Here is a 21,572-nt window from a genome sequence, read left to right on the forward strand (position 1 = left end):
GCATCATTGTTCTTTCGAGAGGCGGTCTGAAGCTCAAAGCCAGATATTTCGATATATTGAAGGTTTTTATAATCGTCGGCGCAGGCATTCGTCGATTGGTTACCAAGCGCCTGAGGAATATGAACGGCTGTTCATCAAGATAGCTGTTTAGGGAAATGAACGTGTCCTCTATTGCGAAGACAGGTCACCTACAATCGCGCCGCAATCCCAAACAATGCCCACCACAACACCCGTAGGGGCAGACCTACGTGTCTGCCCAACCGCGGTGAGAATCCCAGGCCAACAACGCAACGATCGATCCAGGCCCGTCCCACCGTAGGGGCAGACCTATGTGTCTGCCCGGGCGGTCACGCAGGACCGAAGAAGGGCGGTCACGCAGGACCGCCCCTACGCGGTGCGTATCCCCGGCCGACAATGCAACAATTGATCCCAGGCCGTCCCATCGTAGGGGCAGACCTACGTGTCTGCCCAATCGCGGTGTGAATCCCAGGCCAACAACGCAACGATCGATCCCGTCCCGTCCCATCGTAGGGGCAGACCTACGTGTCTGCCCAATCGCGGTGTGAATCCCAGGCCGACAACGCAACGATCGATCCCGGCCCGTCCCACCGTACGGGCGAAAAATTTTTCGCCCCTACCATCGCACCGCAATCCCAAACAATGCCCACCACAACACCCGTAGGGGCAGACCTACGTGTCTGCCCAACCGCGGTGTGAATCCCAGGCCAACAACGCAACGATCGATCCCGGCCCGTCCCACCGTAGGGGCAGACCTATGTGTCTGCCCGGGCGGTCACGCAGGACCGCCCCTACGGACCAATCCGGCCAGGGCCGCCACGCCCCAGGGGAGACAATCCTCGTCGAGGCGGAAGCAGGAATTGTGCAGTCCGCCCTGGCCCTGTGCGTCGCAGGCTCCGCAGCCCATGAAGATGAAGCAGCCTGGAACCTCGTTCAGGTAGTACGAAAAATCTTCTCCCGCCATGACCGGCTCTATCTCATCCTCCACGTTGTCGGAAAGGCTGCGCAGCAAATTCACGGCCCGGGCAGTGCTTGCGGCGTCGTTCACCACCACCGGGAATCCGCGCACGTAATCAAGCTCGGCCTTGACGCCCATGCCCTGCGCCAGGTTGCCGACAAGTTCCTGCATCTGGGCCTGCACGAAATTGCCGGTCCTCTCCGTCAGGGCGCGCACCGTGCCTTGCAGGAACGCCTTGTCCGGGATGGTGTTGTAGCTGTTTCCGGCCTCGAAGCGGGTCACGCTAAGGACCGCCCGTTCATGCGGCGCGACCCTACGGGAGATGATGCCCTGCAGGGCGGTGACCAGATGGCTTCCGGCCAGGATGGGGTCCGTGCAGTGATGCGGGGCCGAGGCGTGACCGCCCTTGCCTGTGAGTGTGATGGAGAAAACATCCGGCCTGGCCATGAGCGGGCCCTTGCGCGTCCCGAACCAACCTGCGGGCTGTCCGGGCCAGACGTGCAGGCCGTACACCGCGTCCACGCCGTCCAGGCATCCGGCATCTACCATGGCCTTGGCCCCTCCCGGCTGGAATTCCTCGTTGGGCTGGAAGAGAAAACGCACTCCGGCCCGCAAGGTCTCGCTTTGGCCGGCAAGCAGCCGCGCCGCCCCAAGCAGCATGGCCGTGTGGGCGTCGTGACCGCACATATGGCCATGGCCTGCAATTTCGGAGGCGAATTCGAGCCCGGATTCTTCCTGGATCGGCAGCGCGTCCATGTCCGCGCGCAGCGCGATGCAAGGACTTCCGTCCGGGCCGTGAAGATCGGCGACGATTCCGCCGCCCACGTCCTCGCGCACGCTTAGATTCAGCTTACCGAGTTCGCGCAGCACCAGCGCCCGCGTCCTTGGAAGCTCCGCCCCGACCTCGGGAAAGCGGTGCAGTTCGCGGCGGACGGCGCGCACATGATCCAGTTGTTCAAGGGCGAGGGCCAGAAGGTTCGTACTCATTTGATCGCCTCCTCAATGGTCACGGACACGACTCCGATGTCCGTGCGCCATGTCCAGCCGATCCGGTCCCAGAATCTGCGCCCGGTTTCGTTGTCCGTGAACAGAAAGGCGTGAGCCTTTTCAAGGCCGAGCGCGGCAAGCCCCTCAAGGGCGCGCGTTATCATCTGCCGCCCGACGCCACGGTGCCTGAAGTCATCGCGCACGCAGAGATGGTGCAGGTAGCCCCTGCGCCCGTCATGACCGGCCAGAACAGTGCCGACAAGAAGTTCGTCTGCCCAGGCGCATTGGCTCAGGTCCGGATTGCGCTGCAGGTAGGACTGCATGGCCTGCGCTTCGTCGGCCGCGGACAGGCCTATGCCGGGAGTATTTTGCCACAGTGCCATCGCCGCTGCGTGATCGCTGATGGACATGGGGGATATACGTATTTGGTGCATGGTGGAGTCCTATGAGCTGCCAGGTCGCGGGTAGAAAATAATCATTCATTGTGCGTATTTTGAGAGCCGGGATCAAGCGGATATTGGCAATCAATTCCGATCTGTTTTGGTCCGGCCATTGTCATTTTTTGTTGATTCCCTTACGAAAGGCCGAGCGGGCACGTGTCCGCGTCCATCAAAGCCAAAGCCCCATGGGAGGAAGATAATATGAAATTTCTGGATGAACTGAACGTGAGCGGCAAACGGGTCCTCATGCGTGTCGACTACAACGTGCCTCTCAAAGGCGAGACCATTGTCGACGACAACCGCATCAAACAGAGTCTGCCGACTCTGAAGTTGGCCCTGGACAATGGTGCGTCCCTGGTCATTTGCTCCCATTTGGGCAGGCCCAAGGGCGCTCCGGCCCCGGAATTCTCCCTGAAGCCCGTGGCCGTGCGCCTGGCGGAGCTGCTCGGACGCGAGGTGCGCATGGCTCCGGATTGCATCGGTCCCGAAGTTCAGGCCATGGCCGAGGGGCTCAAACCCGGCGAGGTCCTGCTGCTTGAGAACCTGCGCTTTCATCCCGGCGAGACCAAGAACGATCCCGATTTCAGCCGTGAGCTGGCCAAGCTGGGAGATGTCTACGTCAATGATGCGTTCGGCGCTTCCCATCGCGCGCACGCCTCCGTGGTCGGGGTTACGGAATACATCAAGGATTGCTGCGGCGGCCTGCTGCTCAAGAAGGAATGGCAGTACCTGGGCGAAGCCCTGGAGAATCCGGCCCGCCCCTTCGTGGCCATCATCGGCGGCGCCAAGGTTTCCTCGAAACTCGGCATCCTGAAGGCGCTTTTGGAAGAGGTCGACTCCATGATCGTGGGCGGCGCCATGGCCAATACCTTCCGCAAGGCCCAGGGCTTCGAGGTTGGAACCTCGCTCGTTGAGGACGACCTGCTGGAAGAGGCCATGGCCATCATGGTCGAGGCGCGGGAAAAGGGCGTGAAGTTCTATCTGCCCGTGGATTTCATCCTCGGCACCGACCCCAAGGGCGGCATCGCGTCTGGCGTGCGTACCTATCAGGACATTCCCGCCGACGAGATGATCCTGGACACGGGCCCCGCCTCGCACACGCTTTTCGCTGAGGTCATCAAGAACGCCGGCACCGTGATCTGGAACGGCCCCATGGGCGCTTTCGAGAATCCCGCCTTTGCCCAGGGCTCCATCAATCTGTGCCGGGTGGTGGGCGCCGTTTCCGGCATGACCATTCTCGGCGGCGGTGACACCAACGTCATCGTGGAGCAGATGGGCATGGCGGACAAGTTCTCTTTCATCTCGACCGGCGGCGGTTCCTTTCTGGAATTTTTGGAAGGCAAGGAGCTGCCTGCCTTCACCGCCCTGGAGAACAAGTCATGAAAAAGCTGCTCATGGCCGCCAACTGGAAGATGTACAAGACGGTGGAGGAGGGCGTGGCCACGGCCAGGGAACTGGTCTCGCTGCTGGGCACATTGCCCCAGGACAGGGAAGTGCTCGTCTGCCCGCCGTTCACCATGATGCACTCCGTGTGTCCCATCCTCGCGGGGAACGCGGGCTGCCACTCCGGGGCCCAGAACTTCTATCCCGCCGCGCAGGGAGCCTTTACCGGAGAAGTCGCCCCGGAGCAGCTTCTGGACCTTGGCTGCACGTACGCCCTGGCCGGACACTCCGAGCGCAGGCACGTTCTGGGCGAGATGGACGAGCTGATCGGGCGCAAGGTGGCCTTTGGCCTTGAAGCCGGTCTGAAGATGATCCTCTGCATCGGCGAGACCAGCGTCGAGCGAAGACTCGGTCAGATCGAGGAAGTTCTGGTTCGCCAACTCGAAAGCGGGCTGGCCGGAGTGTTATCCACCGCCACGGCGGAGAATCTTGCGGTTGCGTATGAGCCTGTCTGGGCCATCGGCACCGGCGATGTGGCCGGACCTGATGAAATCCTGGCGGCGCATGCCTTGGTGCGCTCCAAACTTGAGTCGTTGTTGCCGAGCGAAGGCGCTCAAATCCGCATTCTTTACGGCGGTTCCGTCAAGCCCGACAACGCCGCCGCCATCATCCGCCTTGACAATGTGGACGGTGTGCTGGTAGGCGGCGCAAGTCTCAAAGCGGACAGTTTCAGTCAGATCGTGCTCGCATAATTTAGGAGGTATTTTTTTGAACTCCCTGATGATAACCATACATGTCATTGCCTGTGTCACCCTTGTCGTTCTCGTCTTGCTGCAATCCGGCAAGGAGGGCATGGGGATAATCTTCGGCGGTGGCGGCGGCTCCGTTTTCGGATCCACCGGTGCCGGTAATTTGCTCAGCAAGTTGACTGCCGGAGCGGCGACCGTGTTTTTTCTGACCTCCATGATTTTTACGTACGTCAGTACGCAGAAGCACGCTTCCCCCAAGGAATCCATCGTGATCGACATGCCCGTGACCCAGACCCCCACAGCTCCCGCCGGAGTCACCACGGCTCCTGCTGAAGAATCTGCAGGCCAGGAAAAAAATCAGTAAAAAAATACTGGACAAACCGGTGGAGCATCGCTAAAGACTGCTTCTCCGGTTTGCGGGATTAGTTCGCAAATTTGAATGCTTAGATGTCGAAGTGGTGGAATTGGTAGACACGCTATCTTGAGGGGGTAGTGGGGTATCCCGTGGGGGTTCGAGTCCCCCCTTCGACACCAGGAAACTAGGGCGTTGCAGCTTACAAGCTGCAGCGCCTTTTTCTGTTATTCCAGGCGGTTGCAATCTTGGCTTTAAGGTCAGTCGAAGGGAATTTGGCTGAAATTTGAGGGTCAAACCCGGGGGTCAAACTCGGGGGTCAAGATTGCAAACCCATGGTCTGAAAAAGGGAGCCTGGAATATGCGAAAATCAGCATCTCACTCGAAGCCACTGAGCGTCGTAAGTGGACCGCCTATTGCCCCATCTGATCAGATTTCGAAAATCACTCGCCGCAAGAAAAATACATATTCGCCAAGTAATCTTTACCTGAAAGGGAAATTTTATTATTTTCGCGCATCTATTCCAAAAAAATTTCGAGTCGGAATAGGGCAGTCAGAAGTACGAATCGGCTTGCAAACTCCATATATTGGCGAGGCAAGGCGGATAGCCACTAAGCTCCGCGTAAGGATGGATGAAATTTTGGACGAAAATGTGCCAGTTAGCCCAGAACATTTACGCAAAGAATTGCTTGTTAGGTTCATCAAGGTGCTTGAGCAAGATGAGAAAGTTCATATCTCACACCGAGAGATTAAAGATAGACTGCAAGAATATTTAAGAAAGCAGTTAAATTTGCATTCTCAAAATATTAACATGAGACCAAGGGTGCAAATCGAAGAAAATGAATCCATATCAGATGGGCAATTCTCTGATGCATGCGCAAGGATACTGAGCAGCGCCGTCAATAATCCGGATTTATTGGCAAATGATGGATTTATTGGCGTAGTGCATTTGATGAAAGAAGGTGTGTTCAAGCCAGACGAGGTTACAAAGGATAACGTTTTAGAAATTATTAATGAATTTATAAAAACTCAAATCACATGTCACGATATTGTAAGTGCGCGTAGTAATGGCGATTTTGTCAAAGAGTTGCCTCTCTATAATGAGCGCGCGAAGCAAAACAATCAAATAGATGTTCGATCGTCTACTCCCAAGGAAGAAACGAAAATCCCGAGTTTGAAATTTTCTGAATTGGCAAATAAATATATAGATTCAAAGATTTCAGATGAAGCTTGGAAGTCTCATAGCTTGCCTGATCACAAAAGTCGTCTCAACACGTTTATCGAGGTCATGGGGGACAAGGCTATCGATGAGATAACTCGCGATGATATGCGAAAGTATCGAGAGACACTTCGAAAACTGCCACCAAATCGTGCTAAATCGAAGTTGTATAAAGGCAAGTCTATAGAACGAATACTAAAAATGGAGCCTAAGACAGTTTACTCTGTAAAAACAGTTAATATATTTGTTGAAGCTGCATCGAGTCTGTTTGAGTGGGCCATGCGAGAGGGGATAATGACTTTTAATCCTGCAAAATCCCTCAGCATTAAGGATGATAGGCAAGAGATCGATCTTCGTGATGCGATAACTGTCGATGATTTGAAAATTTTATTATCCCACCCAGATTTTAAAATGAAAAAAATCAAGAGGCCATCCTTTTATTGGGCGCCCATTATTGCTCTGTATACAGGAATGAGGCTTGAAGAAATATGCCAATTACACTGTGATGATATTTATAAAGTTGACGATCTTTGGGTGATTGACATTAATTTGAATAAATCCAGAAACGGCTTGGTTGAGAAAAAGCTTAAAACAAAAAATTCAGTTCGAATAATTCCCGTGCATAGCAAGTTGATTGAATTGGGGTTACTTCAGTATAGAGATAAGATTGTTAAAAATAAGCATGAACGATTATTTCCTGATTTAAAATTATCTGCAAATATTTCAAAATATGGAAGGCAAGTTGGTAAATTTTTCTCTGATATGATCAAAAAATGCGATATAGCAGGGAAAAAGAGTTTTCACTCATTGCGCCATACGTTCAGTGATTATTTTAAAGTGAGAAATTTACATACTGATGTTTTCAGGCAAGTTTTTGGTCATGAAATTGAGATGCTAGCTAGTAGGCAATATGGGTCTAAGTTTAGCCCAAGGATTTGTTATGATGAAGTGATATTAAAAATTGAATATGATATATGGGGAAAATTTGTTATATAATGTAAAGTAATATGTCGGGAGAGATTATGAAACAAGTGAATGACAACAAAGTTTCTGAATTGTACTCAGAAATAATGGGTGCAAATTTACACAATATATATTTTTCAAATAATTTTGATTTGAATGATTTTTTGCTTAATGCTGTTGAATTGCTATGTAGTAATTACAAATTTAAAGCTATGGATAAATTTTTATATCTTTCAGATAGTGAAATTTTAAAAGGGTATTGGTTCGATATCGACAATAATAATCAAATAAAGTGGTATATTAATAACGTTAGAGGGATTGGTTACGTAAAATTTTATTCTTTGAAATATAATTTAACTACTGAATCTGCTTGTAAAGAAATAGTTAAGAAATTTGGATGGAATGATATTTTAAATATAAAAGAACATAAATATAAAGTTATTGATAAAAATCAGTTTCAAATTTTTAATGATGGAGTGTATTTAGCTGTTCCACAAAACTTAATTTGTTATAATTTTAAATACATTAAATCAGATATTATTTTTTTTAAAAATTATTCTGGTATGAATTGTTTTAGTGTAATTATATATAGAAACGTTAAAAAATCAGTAGTAGTTCCTTTAATATTGATTGAAGAAGAATATCAAGATGGTTTTGTAAATTCTTGTCTTGCACCTGGTGTTCCGAATAAATTATTGCCATTGTTTGCTGCAGATGTGCTGAATCAGAAGAAAAGATTAAATGTGATTTTATGTTGCAATTTAGACGTTGGAAATAACTTGAGAAAGTTATTGTGCGACTCTCAGAGTGTTTCGCAGGATGAATTTTTGATCACATTTCACTACGGTGGGGTAGATTATATTGATCGTACCGACTTTTCAAGTTTGTATGGACAAAATGTATTTATCGTTCCTGATGCTGATAGAAACTCATTTTTAAACCTGTCAAAATATGTTGATAAGTGTGCAGAAGTTGAATCACTGTCTGTAAAAATTTTTAATATCCCTGTGCTATCTCATGAAATTAATTCTGTAAATGTCGATACGGATATGTTGTCATGTCCCTGGGAGAGGCATGTTGTAAAGCATTCTTTTTCATATTTTCAGAATGATTTTTTTTATATTATAAAACATATACATGAACGGTCAATTTCTTTTAGTGAATATGATCGTTGGGCGACTAAAGTAATGCTGTCTGGTTTTGATACTCATCGCGATACAAATACAGTGCCTTTATTTAAGTCAGTGCGGGATAACATGGGTTTGAAGAGCAAATCAAATAATTTAAATAAAATTGATTTAGATGTTTTGATTAGTCCAAACAATATGCTACTCATTGTTGGTTTTTCAAATTCTGGAAAAGGTATGGTTCTTCTTACTTTTTTGCAAGGAATAGCATATGGCACGGATGCCTTTTTTTTCAAAGGGCATTCACAACGCAAAGTTTATATCATAGATGGGGAAAGTGGCGAAACAAGATTGTTACAAAGAATAAATCAATTAGAATCTGCGTACAAGTCAACCACAACAGACGATAATAACTTTTTTTATTTATCTCTACGGGATTTAGATCCTAAAATTGAATTTAATTTAATGTCGCAAGATTGGAGAAATAAAGTAAAGCAAGAAATGATTGATAATGATGCTAAAGTTTTAGCCATAGACAATTTATTCTCTATATCACAGAAAGCTTCTACTTCTTTAAATAAATGGGATGAACTGCTTAGGTGGTTTGAGGGATTACAGTATGCAGGAATTGCGATTATTCTAGCGCACCATACAGGCAAAGAGAGGGACAGACCATACGGTCTTTCTCAGATTCAATCGCAATTACAAACTTTATTATTAGTTAAAGATAGAGAATATATAAGTAAAGAATTTTATAAAAGTACGCATAAAAATTCTTTTATGGATAATTTTTTTAACGAAGAAGGATCTTTTATCCGTCTAAAATTTCAAGAATGTAAGCCTATCCCTTATTTAGACGGTAAGAGTTATTTTTATCACCTTCCGCTACCTGATGAAGAAAATGGACACTATTATAAGTGGATTTCTGAAGATGAATTTGAAAAAGAAAATTTTAATACGATTAACTTGTCTCATTCGAAATCAATGAATAATTGTTTGGTAGATATTGATAGGTTTGATATAAATGATAAGGCTTATTTAGAGAATAATCCTATTGCTTTACAAGTTGTTGAATATGCCAAAACAAAAAACAAATTCAATGGTTCTGATTTAGAGCATGATTTGGGTTTAAAAAAACGGAAAAGAAATAAAGTTTTAAATTCTTTAGTCACTTATTGTATCCTTGATAGAACAGGCTCTACAAGTGATACGTTTTATCAGCTTCGCAAATAGATTTAAACTGTGCTGCAGTTGCGTGCTTCAAATTCCGCCAGGAGGGCGTCGATCAGGTCGGCAGGATGTGCCTTTCTCGCTGCTCCGTTCTCACTGGAGATATCCCTTCGGTATAAGCCTCTTCAGGCGTTTTCTTGCCCAACCGTGAATGCGGCCGCTTTTGATTGTACCAATCCATGTATTCCATGATCGACTTCCGGGCATCGCTCACCGTGTCGTAGGCGTGCAGATATACCCGTTCGTACTTCACCGACTTCCAGAGGCGCTCAACGAAAACGTTGTCACGTCAGGCTCCTCGGCCATCCATACTCAGCTTGCAGCCCATGTCCTTGACAGCCGTTACAAACTCGATCGCCGTAAACTGACTGCCTTGATCCGTGTTCACGATTTCCGGAGTGCCATAGCGGCGAAAGGCTTCCTGAAGCACATCGACCGCATGGCAAGCCTCCAAGGTGATCGCTATCTTTGACGCCAGTACCTTTCGGCTGACCCAATCCACGACTGCGGTTACTATAAAAATCGTTCTCCAGCGTCAGTTGACCGATCTTGTCATGCAGGACCTTCAAATCCACCGCCGGTTCACTATCGGCCGGTTTGTCGACGACTGCCCGCTCGCTGAGTTGCTGCTTCCATTCAGTAATCTGGTTCGGGTGCACCTCAAAACGCTGCGCCAATTCGGCAGTCGGCTTGTCACCGTGTAATTGCCGCTAATGACTAGGCCAGCAGGGTTTTTACCTAAAGGCTTATTCAAATTTTCACGGCCATTTTTCTGGGTTTACTTCGGTACGTTCGGCCCAAATGTACAGAACCGAACGAACTTTTTATTATATGGTGTAATTATTTCGAATAGTTATGCTTGTGCTTATTTTGTGGGCTGAAGATTTGCTGCCGAGTACAAGGGGGTATTTTTTATAGTCATTCTCTTGCGAGCGTGTATAGTCTATGGTTTTTTTGGGACACGTTTTGTCGTTAATCAGGCAGCCTCGGTCACGTTCTCGTTTTGATAGACCGGATGGCTGCGGGATTTTGAAGCAATGTATCGGTCTACGGTTTTTTGGACACGTCTTTGGTTAATCAAGCCGAAACGGTCACGGCCTCTTTCTGGATGGCTCGCACTGCTGCCGAAGTCTTGTAGCCGTGGCGTCCAATGATCGATCCATTCCCGGTTTTACGTGTCCTTGAATTCAAAGAGGCCGAAGCGGAGTTCCGCCACCGTGTCGAACCGCCGAATCCAAAGCAGGTTCTCCTTCAGGGTCCGAACGAACCGCTCTGCGATCCCGTTACCTTGGGGCGCTCTGACGAAGGATGGCGAGTTCTGGATGCCCAGGAAGGAAATCTCCTCGAAACACGCTGAAAGCGTATTGGCTGCCTGAGTTATGCCGCCGGACCCTTAGTTCCGGTAAGAATTGGTCTACGATTAAGAAGCTTGAGACGGTGCCTGTCTTCGATGTCAGTTGTGCGGTAATTCCAGCCCAGCCCAATAAAAAATACGTAATTATGCGATTATCGTGTAAATTTTGATACATCGCAACCATATTATGCGTAGCAAATATGTAAATGGTCAAATAATGTCCATTTATTACCCCTAATATGGAGAGAATTATGAACGCGGCAGTAGAATCAATTTTCACGAAGATCGGTCAATCATTGCCACCTGTATTTACGCGTGATGTCGCTGTGAAAAGTCTTGGTGGTTTGATTCAGGCAAAGACGTTGTCGAATATCGACAATAGGGGTGAGGGTCCTATGTCGAAAGTCAGGGTTGGGAAGAAAGTTCTCTACGAGAGGGAGGATTTCATTGATTGGTTAAAAAAATACAATAAATTCTGAAATAAAGGCGGTGTGGCTTCGAGCTACACCGTCTTTGTATCATCAATAACATGCCACTGATATAATATACACTTTTCGGCCCGGTGAGGAACTTATCGTCCCGAAAGTGAAAATATTTATAAGGAGTGGTATTATGAAAGTTCAAAATGCACGGGTTTTGTACGCTGGTTATGCGGATAAAATCGAGGGAAGAGACAATTCTTGGAAGCTAATTGCCGACACGGAGGCAGCTCGGAAAAAAGCTCTGGAGGATGGGTATACGGCCTTTAGCACAACGACTTTTGATTACGAACCGGAGAAAAACAAGCCTGAACCTGTTCGTTATGGGTCTTTGTTTTTGGACTTTGATTATAAGTCAGATCCGGCGATGTCGATCAAGGCTGCCAAGCGTTTCATGGAAATACTCTACGTGAAATACGGAGTCAATTTAGGCAGCTTAAGATACTGGATCTCAGGCGGAAAAGGTTGTCATATTGAAATTCCTGCCGAGATTTTTGGCGGTGAGGCAGGACACCCATGCTTACCTCGTATTTATTACGAAATGATCAAGTTCATTCTAAAAGCTTATAAAGATTCAAGTCTTGAGAAGATTCTTGATCTTCAAATGTACAATATGGGAAAAGGTCGGTTGCTGCGGTGCGAGAATATCAAGCGACCAAATGGTCGGTATAAGGTCCAAGTCAGCGCTGACGAGATGTTGAATTTTGATATTTCCAAATTACTCTCGATGTCGGATGAGTCCCGCATAAATCTTCCTTTTGAAACGGATCTTCCTGTCAGATCCGCGACCATGACAAATCTTTTTGAGTCCGCGATTTTCATGTTCCATCTGAAGAACAAAAACAAGCATGCAAATCTTGGTTTGGAATCGCTTCTGAATTGCGGTTTCATTGAGCATTGCTGGACAAATAAGGCCGAACTCGCTGAGCCTGAATGGTGGGCAATGGTAGGGGTGTTGATGGCTTTTGGTGACAAGGCAAAGCCACTCGTTCATTTATTTAGCCAAGGTTATGCCGGCTATTCAGAGAAGGAAACTGAGGAAAAGATCAACAACTGGCAGACAAGAAAGAGCACGCTGTCATGTTCATATTTGAAGTCAATCCATGACTGCGGAAAGAGATGCGAAGTTACCAGTCCGATTTATCTCTGGCACAATCAGCGGTCGAGGGATGTTCAGACTTCATCGGCGTTTTCGCTTGAAGAAGATGGCGTGTACTACCATCGTGATCAAGAGGAAGATGGCAACAAGATATTCATTTGCTCCCCTGTGAAAGTGATCGGAAAGCTTCGGTCTCAGGGCTCTTGCGACTGGGCGAGGCTGTTAGAGATCAAATCCCCGGACGGTGTTGAAAAGCGTGTTGTCATCAACATGCGAGACTGTGTTGGCCGTGGTGATGTCGTGAGGGCGCAGCTTGCTGACGATGGAGTTGAATTTTCGAACGCTCCAAAAGCATCAAGCCTTTTCATGGAGTACCTGCGAACTAGCGCTCCCGTGGACAAGTTCCTGCTCCGGCTAAACATGGTGGGCTGGTACGATGATACCTATGTGCTGCCTGATGCTCTTTTTGGTGAGCATTTTGGCGAAGAGTTTTATTTTGAGAGCAGCTTGGTCAGCTTACATAACTCCTCCGGGTCACTCGATGATTGGAAAGAGCATGTCGGTAAATACTGCCGAGATAATTCTCTCCTTGTTTTGCTGACCAGTTATGCGTTGACCGGGCCATTGCTCAAACCATGCGGATTTGAGGGCGGGGGTATCCATATATACGGGTGCTCGTCTGCGGGGAAGTCGACGGGTGCTCACGTGGCCGGGAGTGTTTGTGGTGGCGGAGGGCATAAAGGCTTCATGAGGCAATGGAACAGCACGCACAATGCGATAGAGAATACGGCTGTCCTGCACAATGACAACATGTTGGTCCTAGATGAGATCGGACAGGCATCTGCTGAAACCGTTGCCCAAATTCCGTACATGCTCGCCAATGGTCAGGGCAAAGCAAGAATGAAAGCCGATGCTTCCGCACGCAACATCGGCAGATGGCTGCTAAACTTCCTGTCAAACGGTGAACTTACCATCAATGACAAGATCCAGGAAACGGGGAAGTTTACCTCGCATGTCGGTCAAGAAGTTCGAGTAATCGATCTGCCAATAAATGCCGGAGTTGGGCAAGATCTTTATGAAAACATGCACGGCTATGAGAATGGTGCTCGTTTGAGTGATGACTTGGTGAGTAACTGCATGAAGTATTATGGAACGCCATTGCGTGCATTCCTCGCAGCTTTCTGCGGTTCGAGCATTGAAGAGAAGCAGCGCAATATCGAACTGATTATCGAAAAAGCACAGAAATTCGTGCAGGAGAACTGTCCAGAAGGTTCGTCTGGTCAGGTCAGGCGAGTTGCCCGAAAGTTTGGTTTGATCGCAAGCGCAGGCGAATTTGCCCATGAGTGTGGAATCTTACCGTATCGAAATGGAGACGCCCGCAGGGCAGCCGAAAAGTGGTTCAAGATTTGGCTGGACCAGCGCAACTGTGTCGGAGACCGAGAGATCGCTAAGGTCTTAAAGCGTGTTCAGGATCATTTTGCGATCGAATCCGAGAGCCGGTATGTGCCCATTGAGGAGGCGGACAAAGATAGCCGCTTCAGGAAGGCTGGATTTTCATGGAGAGATAAGGTGGCAGGACGCAAGCGATTTTTGATGTTGCTCCCTGCCGCTGATGAAATTCTGAAGGGAATCAACAGGAAAGTCATCTTGGAGGCCATGAATAAGCTTGGTTGGCTCGAACTCAAAGACGATGGCAGCATTCGCGAAACGAAGTCAATTAAAGGCGTTAATCATCGCGGATACATCTTCATTCCTGAAGCTTGGGAAGAAGAAATTGAGCCAGATTTCAAGTCACGAGGGGGGCTGTCCTTATCATTCCCGCAAGACTCTTATTGATTGGTTAATGATTTGTGCGAGTTGTGCGAGTTACAATGACTGTGCGGTACCTCCGATGCCCAGGCTAACGGGTGTTCAGGGTGCCGCACAGACGCACAGAACGCACAAGCAATTTTTAGACATGTGAAAAAAAGAGGTATTTATATAATGACTATGACTATTCAAGCAACTTGCTGGTTCTGCGGCAGGAATTTTATAATAAAGGATGGGCGGGAGTGGAAGTATCTGTGTCGTAAGTGTTTCCATTTTGTGTATGAAATTCTAAAAGTTGAAGAAAGGCCGTTGGAGCTCAAGCATAACTGGTCTGCCATAATGAGAGATCGCTATGTTGCAAAGCCACAATATTTTGCTCCACAAGTCGTGGAAAGGTTTAGATCTACAGGAGTTTTCAAGCCGCAGTAATTGATTTTGTTGTCGATGAGGGGGGACCCTTACTCCCCTCTGTCCTGAATAAAGTCATTGTTAAATTTTAATTGTTGAAAAAATGTGTGTGCGTTCTGTGCGTTTGTGCGGGGCGCTATTATCGAGGAATTCCTCAACAATACGCTTGGCGAAAAACAAAAAAGCCGCACAAAACGCACATGGTTTATCATCTATTGAAGTTGCTAAATGCCAAGCTCCGTTCGCGCACGTTCGATTCCTTTCTTCTGAACTTCGAGGTCAGGGTTTGTCTCGGAGTTATGGATCGCGCTGCGGATCAGTGCATCGACTTTTTCACGTCCGCTGGGTGATTTTGCCGCTTCCCGGGGTGTCTGTCCGTCAAGGATCGGAAGAGGGGTATCCACCCATTGACCCCAGTGATCGAGAAACATGTTTTCCATGTGCTCCTTGATCTCAGGATCTTGCATCATCTTGTTGTGAAGACCAAGCGGGTCTTCATCGTCTTCGGCGCGCTCTCCGGCGGCACGCATGGGCTTTATGCTTGTGGTTTTGTAATGCGCCTTCTCACCCATCACGTTCTGAATGATTTCCCGGATTTCAGCCGCTCTTTTTTCCGAGTTCACTTCGACGGTCATGGATTCACTTTCGATGTCTATGTAGCCGAGGATGGTGTTAGACATTGGCGTGGCTTTGGCTGTTTCAAGGCGACTCCAGGGGATTGTCACGCCAGTAAGTTCACCGCTCTCAGTATAGTCGGCGTTTTCAAGGAGCTGTTCTGGCGTCTCCGTCATGCAGAGGTGGAGCAGGGCGTCAAAGGCATCTTTGGGGCTTGAGATGCGGTAGTGAACCGTCTGCAGGGAGAGAGGATCCCCATCCGTGTTCGACAGAGATGGAGGATTAATGGCCGCCGCGTACAATTCCAGAAAAACCTCGCGAATCTCAAATTCGTATTCTGACAGATCATCCGTTGAGAGTGCTTTTTTCTGGCCTATCAGGGAGGTGCGCAGGTCGATAACATGGGCTTTCCATGGCAGAGGGAAGGATATGGGGCTCGCGGCAGAGAGAAATTCAACGTCGTCGACCCTGGAGATGGCGCAAAATAAGATGGACCCCTGAGCCAGCCATTCTGAGGCGCTGTGATCGGTGACCCTGTGCGAACTGCCGGTGAGGATGTCGATGCAGGCAAAGCCGTTGCCTGGAAAGACAGCCGTGACCTCATAGAACGAAAAGACCAGGCGGCCCACGGATTCAAGGACGTGAAGTTCAAGGCTGTCGATCTTGCTTGTTCGGTTTTGGCGGTAGAGCTCCGCGATCGTGGTATCGGCGGGGAGGGCAATTTCAAAATCAAGTTCTTCGATGTCCGGCTGCGTCAGATCCCAGCTACAGAGAATCCAAGGCACCATCACCTGTGAGAGTTCATCGATGGTGTCCTCGTGATCGAGTTCTTCGCTCCAGAGCAGGAATGTGTCGATGGCCTCGTCCAAGCCTTCTGCTTCAAGCGTGTTCTGCGCAAAGGTCATGAGCTTGCCGGTCAGGCTTTGGAAGGTCTGGCTGATTCTTCGGTAGGAAAAATCCTGACTTTCTTCCTTGGGCAGGCAACATTTCTTGTATTTCTGTCCACTGCCGCAAGGGCATGGGGCGTTCCGGGATATTTTCACCGTGCATCTTCTCCCTGAAAGGATTTTTCGGCATCAAGCCGTCTTCTGGTTCAACTCCTACGATTGTTCGTCATTTTCCACAATCTGAGCTCACAAGGAATGTCCCGCAAGGGTTGCAACATATTAGTCTGCTCTGGCGTTATTGGCTGCTGGGCGGTGCGCTGTTTCATGAGCTTTAGATTTAGATCAATTTATTATTAACAGAATGTATTAAAAAAGGGGGTATTATCATGGCATATCGTTCACGCGTTGGTATTTGTGTCCCTGAAGAAATTGCAGTCGCTATGCAAGAAAGTATTGGTGAATTGCCAAAACGACTCAAAAGAGAAGTGCTTTCCCTGCTTAAAGAGGCTGATGTCAAAATCAAGGATGAAGACTGCCATGCATGGTGTTGTGACAGATGCAGTTGGAATTCATCGAGTCCAGATGTAGCCTTTGTGGAGGATTATCTTGGTGACCTTCATGCTGAAGATTATTTGTTCATACGTATTGGTGAGGATATAAACGACATAGAGGTCTGCGGCGATTATGTTGATAATCCGCTTGGTATGAGCATGGATCGGACCATCTCATTTTCTTGAAATGTGGCAACGTGATCTACAGGGTTCCGGCTGTCTTGGCATGGTTCAGCCGGAACTTATTAGCCGGATTTTCTTGTCATCTTGGAATTGAGCATTTTCCATTCGACATAGCGTGTCAGTTCGTCAACCAGAGGATGCGAGGGGAGGGTGCTTAGATGTTGCCAAGAGGTTGTCCGGAGACTGACCCCTTTCGGCGTTATATCCTTGAAGGCATTTGGAAGCAGACTGATGCCCAGAACGACTTTGTGCGGCCTGTCCGGAAATATGCCTGCGCCGTATTTTGCTAGAAACTCGCCCCGTAGTTGGATTTGGTCCTTGTCTTTGGCCTTGCCTTGAGCTGCCCCGATGCCCGACAGCCATTTGGCTTCAGCAAGAATCACTGTGTTCGACGTCGTAATGCCCACATCGATTTCCGGGCCTCCCGGGACTAATGTATCGGGGTGAGGGATGCGGCGCCATAGGAAGATTTCCGCATTGTCTGTATGCGAATCCGGTAGGTCAATCAGCCTGAACAGATCCCTGAGCCAGGTCTCAAGGATATTCTGCGGCGACCGGGCGATGGTGCCGAAGACCGACCAGGTGATGGCGTCTTCGCTGTGCAGGGACTGCAGGTCGCAGTAGTAGCCCAGGCCCGAGGTCGCAATTTCAAGCTCTTTACCGTCGAAGGCACGGGACTGCCTGCTTTTGTAGAGCTTCTGGACGATTTCCGGCGGCGGCCAGGCGCTGATGCCGGTGCGGATCAGGTTGTCGTAAGAGTGCGAAACAGCCTTTACGCCGCCTTTGCTGCGGGCAACGGGGACGGCTCTGCCGTTCCAGTCCAGCATCTCAGTATGCTTTAGTCCCCTCGGTCGTGAAATCATCTTTCACTCCATGAGCTGTTGCGCCAGTTCCAAGGCATCCACAGGCCAGAAAACTTCGGGGCGAGGGTGAGCAACTCCGGCACGTTGTTCAGGTCTGCAAGCAATCACTTTTTCCTTCCATTGCGTGGGCACAGCCTCCAGTCCATACATGGCCCCAAGAAGAGCGCCGCAAATGGCGGCATTGGTGTCGGTGTCGCCACCACGCATGACCGTATCGACCACGCCTTCTTCAAGGTTTGGGGCATGGAGAAGCTGCCAGACGGCGTTCTGGAAGGCTATGAGCACCCATCCTTGGTGGCGTCCGTAGCTTTTGGGTGGAGTCGTGGCGGCATCATTGAGAGCGCCTTTCAAGGTGGAATGAACGTCCATTGTCTCCGCCCAGAGCAGCATTCCTGCATAGAGGCTCTGCGAAGAGCAACCGCTTCGGATGACTCGGGACAAGGCCATGGCGAAAAGCGCATTGGCCTCGCAGCAGATTGGGTGCGGATGGGTTATCGATGCGTCTTTTTTTGCCCAGTCGCCAACGTCCCACAGGTTTTGATGCGTTCCAAAAATGCCCAGCGGGCTTATGCGCATGAGTGCGCCGTTGGCTTGGCTCTCTAAATTGGGCTGATCCCTGAGGCCGGCGGCAATGGTTGCCCCGCAATCAAACGGGCGCGAATCGTACCAAAATCGGTAGGCATTTCGAACGCTGTATCTGTCGAACCTTCCATGCTCCACTAACGACCGGGCGAGCATGAGGGCCAGTTCTGAATCGTCCGTGGGCTGGCCAGCCAGGGTGTTCCACGTCCCCCCGTCGGCTAACTCGCGTAACCCTGATGGATAAAGGCCGCGTATCTCTTCGGCAGACTTGAATTCCACCAGACTCCCCAGGGAATCTCCTGCGAGCTGCCCCATAAGGCAGCCCTGGGCGCGGGAGAGAATGGTGTCGTGATTGGCATCGGGCGCATCTTCATTCCAGGACAGGATGTAGCTTCGCTGTTCTTCTGTTTCCGGAGATTGGCGGTGTCTTGATTTGGGGCACCAGCGCCACAGGCTGGAAAGTTTCTCCAGGGCGGCGTTTCCGGCAAAGCCGTGCCTTGCAAGCCAACATCCGACAATCGTTCCTGTTCTGCCGATGCCGCCCCAGCAGTGCAGGTAGATTCCTTTGCCCTGGGCCAGTGAGTTGTCGATCAGATCAAGAATCTCACGTGCGGTTTGCCGAGATCCTGGAATGCTCACATCCGGAATCGGGAATGTGTAGTATTCGATCTTTCCATCGATCATATTGGTGAGGTTTTGATAGGGCTTGAGCCCGTCGGCCGGAGTGGTCAGGTCGATGAATACCCCAACGCCAGCCTTCGCCAGTGCCTTGATCCTTGTAATCGAGGAATCCTGATCGAGAGTGCGTGGGTATTCTCCGGCAAGAAATTTTCCCGGGATGATCCAATAGGAGTTTTCGATTGGTGTCTGCGTCATTTGCATAGTGTGAGGAGGTTAACTGACCCGTTATGCTTCTACCATGTCTTATACCCGGTGCTCATGCCGAGCTCAGGCAATGCCGAATACTTATCTTTCGCATATGGCTTGATGTCAGCGATCATGATTGTCCTCCATTACCCATCTGGGCTTCGTACGCCTGTCGCACTAGGCTCATGACGTACGGTAATTCTTCGAGCGAACTCAATCCGATCTCAACATCGCCATTTCCCCAGCGACCACGGTTTGTCACATCCTGACCCAAACCTTTTGGGTCATTGATCTCTGCAAACCGCAGGTTAATACTCAAGCGTAACCGTTTAGCCTGCGGCACCACATCCACAAAATTCGTCTCCGCCTTATAGGCCACGTAGAGTTTAAGGAATTCCTCCGTTACGCACGGATCAAGAGCGAGTACCTCTTTGCGGAATGCCTTGAACAAGTCTGGAATCATCGTACCGTACATGTCACTGCCCGTGGCCAGATACGGATGGTCATCAATAGTGTATCCACTCCGCGAGGCCTCTTTGGCTGGGCGATAGCTCTCCAGAACTGCCGAATCCACAACCGGAGCCCGCCAGACCGTGACGGCTCGCGTGGCGAGGGTGGCTGCACGATTCTGGATTGCGGCTTCATTCCAGGTATCGAATCCTCCAAGCCCTGCGTTCATTTTGAGCGGACTTTGCTTGAAACCGCCTTCCCGGTCGCGCTTCTCCGCAAATGGACGATCGCTGTACTCGGCATTGTAGCCGGTGAGCGTGAGGTTGCCGAGAGTATGCAGCCACTGTTGCTGAACGCGTTGCCACTCTTCTCCGAGTTCCTTTTGCCACGAAGCAGAAAGCGCGGGATTCTGAGGCAGGATGTGTTCGATAGTATATTCGTCCACAGCCACGCGTTCCTTGCGACCGTGATTCTCCAACCTCCGCAGCCAGTAGCTGCGGCTACGGAAATTGTAGAGATCGCGGTTCTGCAGGTCGCGGTGAAACTCTTCGTCCTTCGGAAAACGGCGGTATGACGGTAGCAACAGGAAATGGGCGCTTATGCTTTCGAGGTAGCGGTCCTTTTTCAGTGCCTTGCCGAAAGTAGCGAACGTTTTGTTCAACGAGTTTGTGGGAATGGCGCAGACGGCGCGACGGAATACGTAGGACTCCACGAGCCGCACGGCAGCGTCGAAGTCAGCCACGCTCAGCAGGTTGTTGTCGTAGTCGGAGTACAACTCAAGCAGAAAAGGGTAGGACACATCCACTTTGAGTTCCCGCAGATCATGGAAGGCGAGTTTGAGCGCGGGTTCTTTCTCTTTGCCAAGGGCCATGGCGCAGAAGTAGCGGGCGAACGTGCGGATGTCTTTGATCAGGGCCTCGATACCCGCCTGCTTTACAGGAGTGGTTAGGGCGTAATCCTTGAACGCATCATAGATCTCGCGTTCGCGCGGGATGTCGCCAGTGCGGACAGTAAGGTAATGACGCATGAAACCGTCGAACAGCGTGTCGTAGGCCTCCTGCCCGAATTCAACCTCCATCGGTCGCCAGTAGTCTTCGTAAAGCCGCGTCTGCAGCGACGGTTCCAGCCCCATGAGGATGTAGTTGCGGATCAGATCGGCCTGACTCAGTTCTTTACCCGTCGAATTCATGCTCTCGAAAATGAGCTGCGGATTGTCCTGATCGCGAGCAAGAGCGATGTCCACGACCATAAGCTTGGCAAGGCCCTGGCAGACGGGAACGAGATCTCCTTTCAGACCATTGAGCCACTCTGTGAACAGTTCAAAGTTTTGTGTGATGCGAAGCGAAGGCTCCGGAGGTTGCTCGCTGCTCTTGATGATGGCTTTTAGCGAAGCGTTGTCCGTTTGCGTGAGGAGTAGCTTGAAAAAGCTGTCGTTATTTTCGAGGTGGTTGGTGATGTAGTAGTGGCGGAGTTTAGCGGCCGAAAACCCTTCGACCGGCTCCTTGTCGCCAAGAGCACGCGCCAGGGCTTCAATGAGCAAAGAGACAGTGGTAAGGCGCTGTTGCCCGTCGATCACCAGCAGAGGCGCACGATGGCAGACCATTGAGAGCCCTTGCTCAATGTAGACAATGGAGCCGATGAAATGCACGGCTATCGAGTCGTTTGAACCTGCCCGCAGGATGTCATCCCACAGCTGACGGCATTGTTTTTCCGTCCAGGAGTAGGTGCGCTGGTAGATGGGGATGATGAACTGCGTGGATTTCTGCAAAAAGGTGAGCAGCTTGGCTTCGGTGGCTTTCATTTAGAGTCCTTGGAATAGGGCAGTCGACTGATTGTGTGTGAATGTTCGATGTTCCGATGCCGGTGAACACGGAGAGGAGAGGCTGCTGGGGCAATTATTAAGTTGAAATAGTTCCGACTTGATCTGACACTTCCTCTTGAAATTTAAGAGGTTCTCCCTTTTGATGGGGTTGCAAGACAACCATCAACGAGCACCATG

Annotated in this window: 17 protein-coding genes, 1 tRNA gene and 2 pseudogenes; 11 read left to right on the forward strand and 9 right to left on the reverse strand. The window is 49.6% G+C overall.

The window, feature by feature from the left end; genetic code table 11:
- Positions 1–151 (forward strand): IS3 family transposase (locus H4684_RS19090; RefSeq protein ID WP_192624959.1); only part of this gene is annotated, 151 nt, incomplete at its 5' end.
- A gap of 642 nt (positions 152–793) precedes the next feature.
- Here the strand turns inward: H4684_RS19090 and H4684_RS19095 are convergent.
- Entirely contained in the window at positions 794–1,963 is a 1,170-nt protein-coding gene (locus H4684_RS19095; protein ID WP_192624960.1) for a M20 metallopeptidase family protein, read from the reverse strand.
- Entirely contained in the window at positions 1,960–2,397 is a 438-nt protein-coding gene (locus H4684_RS19100; RefSeq protein WP_092193692.1) for a GNAT family N-acetyltransferase, read from the reverse strand. The genes H4684_RS19095 and H4684_RS19100 overlap by 4 nt, the downstream gene beginning before the upstream one ends.
- Positions 2,398–2,604: 207 nt before the next feature.
- Between H4684_RS19100 and H4684_RS19105 the strand changes: the two genes are divergently transcribed.
- The 6 genes from H4684_RS19105 (at position 2,605) to H4684_RS19130 (ending at position 9,429) form a co-directional block, all read left to right on the forward strand.
- Entirely contained in the window at positions 2,605–3,786 is a 1,182-nt protein-coding gene (locus H4684_RS19105; protein WP_192624961.1) for a phosphoglycerate kinase, read from the forward strand.
- Positions 3,783–4,538: a triose-phosphate isomerase gene (gene tpiA / locus H4684_RS19110; protein ID WP_092193694.1), complete on the forward strand. Its 756-nt coding sequence runs from the start codon at positions 3,783–3,785 to the stop codon at positions 4,536–4,538. The genes H4684_RS19105 and tpiA overlap by 4 nt, the downstream gene beginning before the upstream one ends.
- 16 nt (positions 4,539–4,554) lie before the next feature.
- A complete protein-coding gene (secG, locus tag H4684_RS19115; protein ID WP_092193695.1) occupies positions 4,555–4,899 on the forward strand; it encodes a preprotein translocase subunit SecG in 345 nt (114 codons plus the stop codon).
- An 85-nt stretch (positions 4,900–4,984) separates the two neighbouring features.
- Positions 4,985–5,069: transfer RNA gene (locus H4684_RS19120), tRNA-Leu, on the forward strand.
- Positions 5,070–5,248: 179 nt separating this feature from the next.
- Complete coding sequence (locus tag H4684_RS19125) at positions 5,249–7,102, forward strand: site-specific integrase (RefSeq protein WP_192624962.1); 1,854 nt, start codon at positions 5,249–5,251, stop codon at positions 7,100–7,102.
- Between the two features lie 26 nt (positions 7,103–7,128).
- Positions 7,129–9,429 (forward strand): AAA family ATPase, encoded by a 2,301-nt coding sequence (locus tag H4684_RS19130; RefSeq protein ID WP_192624963.1) that lies wholly within the window; start codon positions 7,129–7,131, stop codon positions 9,427–9,429.
- A 52-nt stretch (positions 9,430–9,481) separates the two neighbouring features.
- Here the strand turns inward: H4684_RS19130 and H4684_RS21310 are convergent.
- Positions 9,482–9,700, reverse strand: a pseudogene (locus H4684_RS21310) (integrase core domain-containing protein); the annotation flags it as partial.
- Between the two features lie 15 nt (positions 9,701–9,715).
- Positions 9,716–9,928: a DDE-type integrase/transposase/recombinase gene (locus H4684_RS21315; RefSeq protein WP_192624965.1), complete on the reverse strand. Its 213-nt coding sequence runs from the start codon at positions 9,926–9,928 to the stop codon at positions 9,716–9,718.
- 648 nt (positions 9,929–10,576) lie between these two features.
- Between H4684_RS21315 and H4684_RS21050 the strand changes: the two genes are divergently transcribed.
- From H4684_RS21050 to H4684_RS19155, 3 genes are all read left to right on the forward strand, one after another.
- Positions 10,577–10,783, forward strand: coding sequence for a hypothetical protein (locus tag H4684_RS21050; RefSeq protein WP_192624966.1), 207 nt, complete (start codon positions 10,577–10,579; stop codon positions 10,781–10,783).
- 248 nt (positions 10,784–11,031) lie between these two features.
- Entirely contained in the window at positions 11,032–11,259 is a 228-nt protein-coding gene (locus H4684_RS19150; protein WP_192624967.1) for a hypothetical protein, read from the forward strand.
- Positions 11,260–11,392: 133 nt separating this feature from the next.
- On the forward strand, positions 11,393–14,194 hold the full coding sequence (locus H4684_RS19155; RefSeq protein WP_192624968.1) for a DUF927 domain-containing protein: 2,802 nt from the start codon (positions 11,393–11,395) through the stop codon (positions 14,192–14,194).
- 605 nt (positions 14,195–14,799) lie between these two features.
- Here the strand turns inward: H4684_RS19155 and H4684_RS19160 are convergent.
- Positions 14,800–16,095, reverse strand: a complete 1,296-nt coding sequence (locus H4684_RS19160; protein WP_225940563.1) for a hypothetical protein — start codon at positions 16,093–16,095, stop codon at positions 14,800–14,802.
- A 69-nt stretch (positions 16,096–16,164) separates the two neighbouring features.
- Positions 16,165–16,233: pseudogene (locus tag H4684_RS21320) on the reverse strand (SEC-C metal-binding domain-containing protein); the annotation flags it as partial.
- Positions 16,234–16,463: 230 nt separating this feature from the next.
- Between H4684_RS21320 and H4684_RS19165 the strand changes: the two are divergent.
- Positions 16,464–16,814: a hypothetical protein gene (locus H4684_RS19165; protein ID WP_192624970.1), complete on the forward strand. Its 351-nt coding sequence runs from the start codon at positions 16,464–16,466 to the stop codon at positions 16,812–16,814.
- Positions 16,815–16,873: 59 nt separating this feature from the next.
- On the opposite strand, the gene H4684_RS19170 is transcribed toward H4684_RS19165, so the two are convergent.
- The 3 genes from H4684_RS19170 to H4684_RS19185 form a co-directional block, all read right to left on the reverse strand.
- The gene (locus H4684_RS19170) at positions 16,874–17,638 is read right to left on the reverse strand and encodes a hypothetical protein (RefSeq protein WP_192624971.1); all 765 of its coding nucleotides are present in this window, start codon (positions 17,636–17,638) and stop codon (positions 16,874–16,876) included.
- A gap of 39 nt (positions 17,639–17,677) precedes the next feature.
- Entirely contained in the window at positions 17,678–19,138 is a 1,461-nt protein-coding gene (locus H4684_RS20830) for an ADP-ribosylglycohydrolase family protein (protein ID WP_225940561.1), read from the reverse strand.
- Between the two features lie 115 nt (positions 19,139–19,253).
- Positions 19,254–21,374, reverse strand: coding sequence for a GmrSD restriction endonuclease domain-containing protein (locus H4684_RS19185; RefSeq protein ID WP_192624972.1), 2,121 nt, complete (start codon positions 21,372–21,374; stop codon positions 19,254–19,256).
- Positions 21,375–21,572 lie beyond the last annotated feature (198 nt).

The sequence above is a fragment of the Desulfomicrobium macestii genome, from assembly GCF_014873765.1.
Lineage (GTDB): Bacteria > Desulfobacterota > Desulfovibrionia > Desulfovibrionales > Desulfomicrobiaceae > Desulfomicrobium > Desulfomicrobium macestii.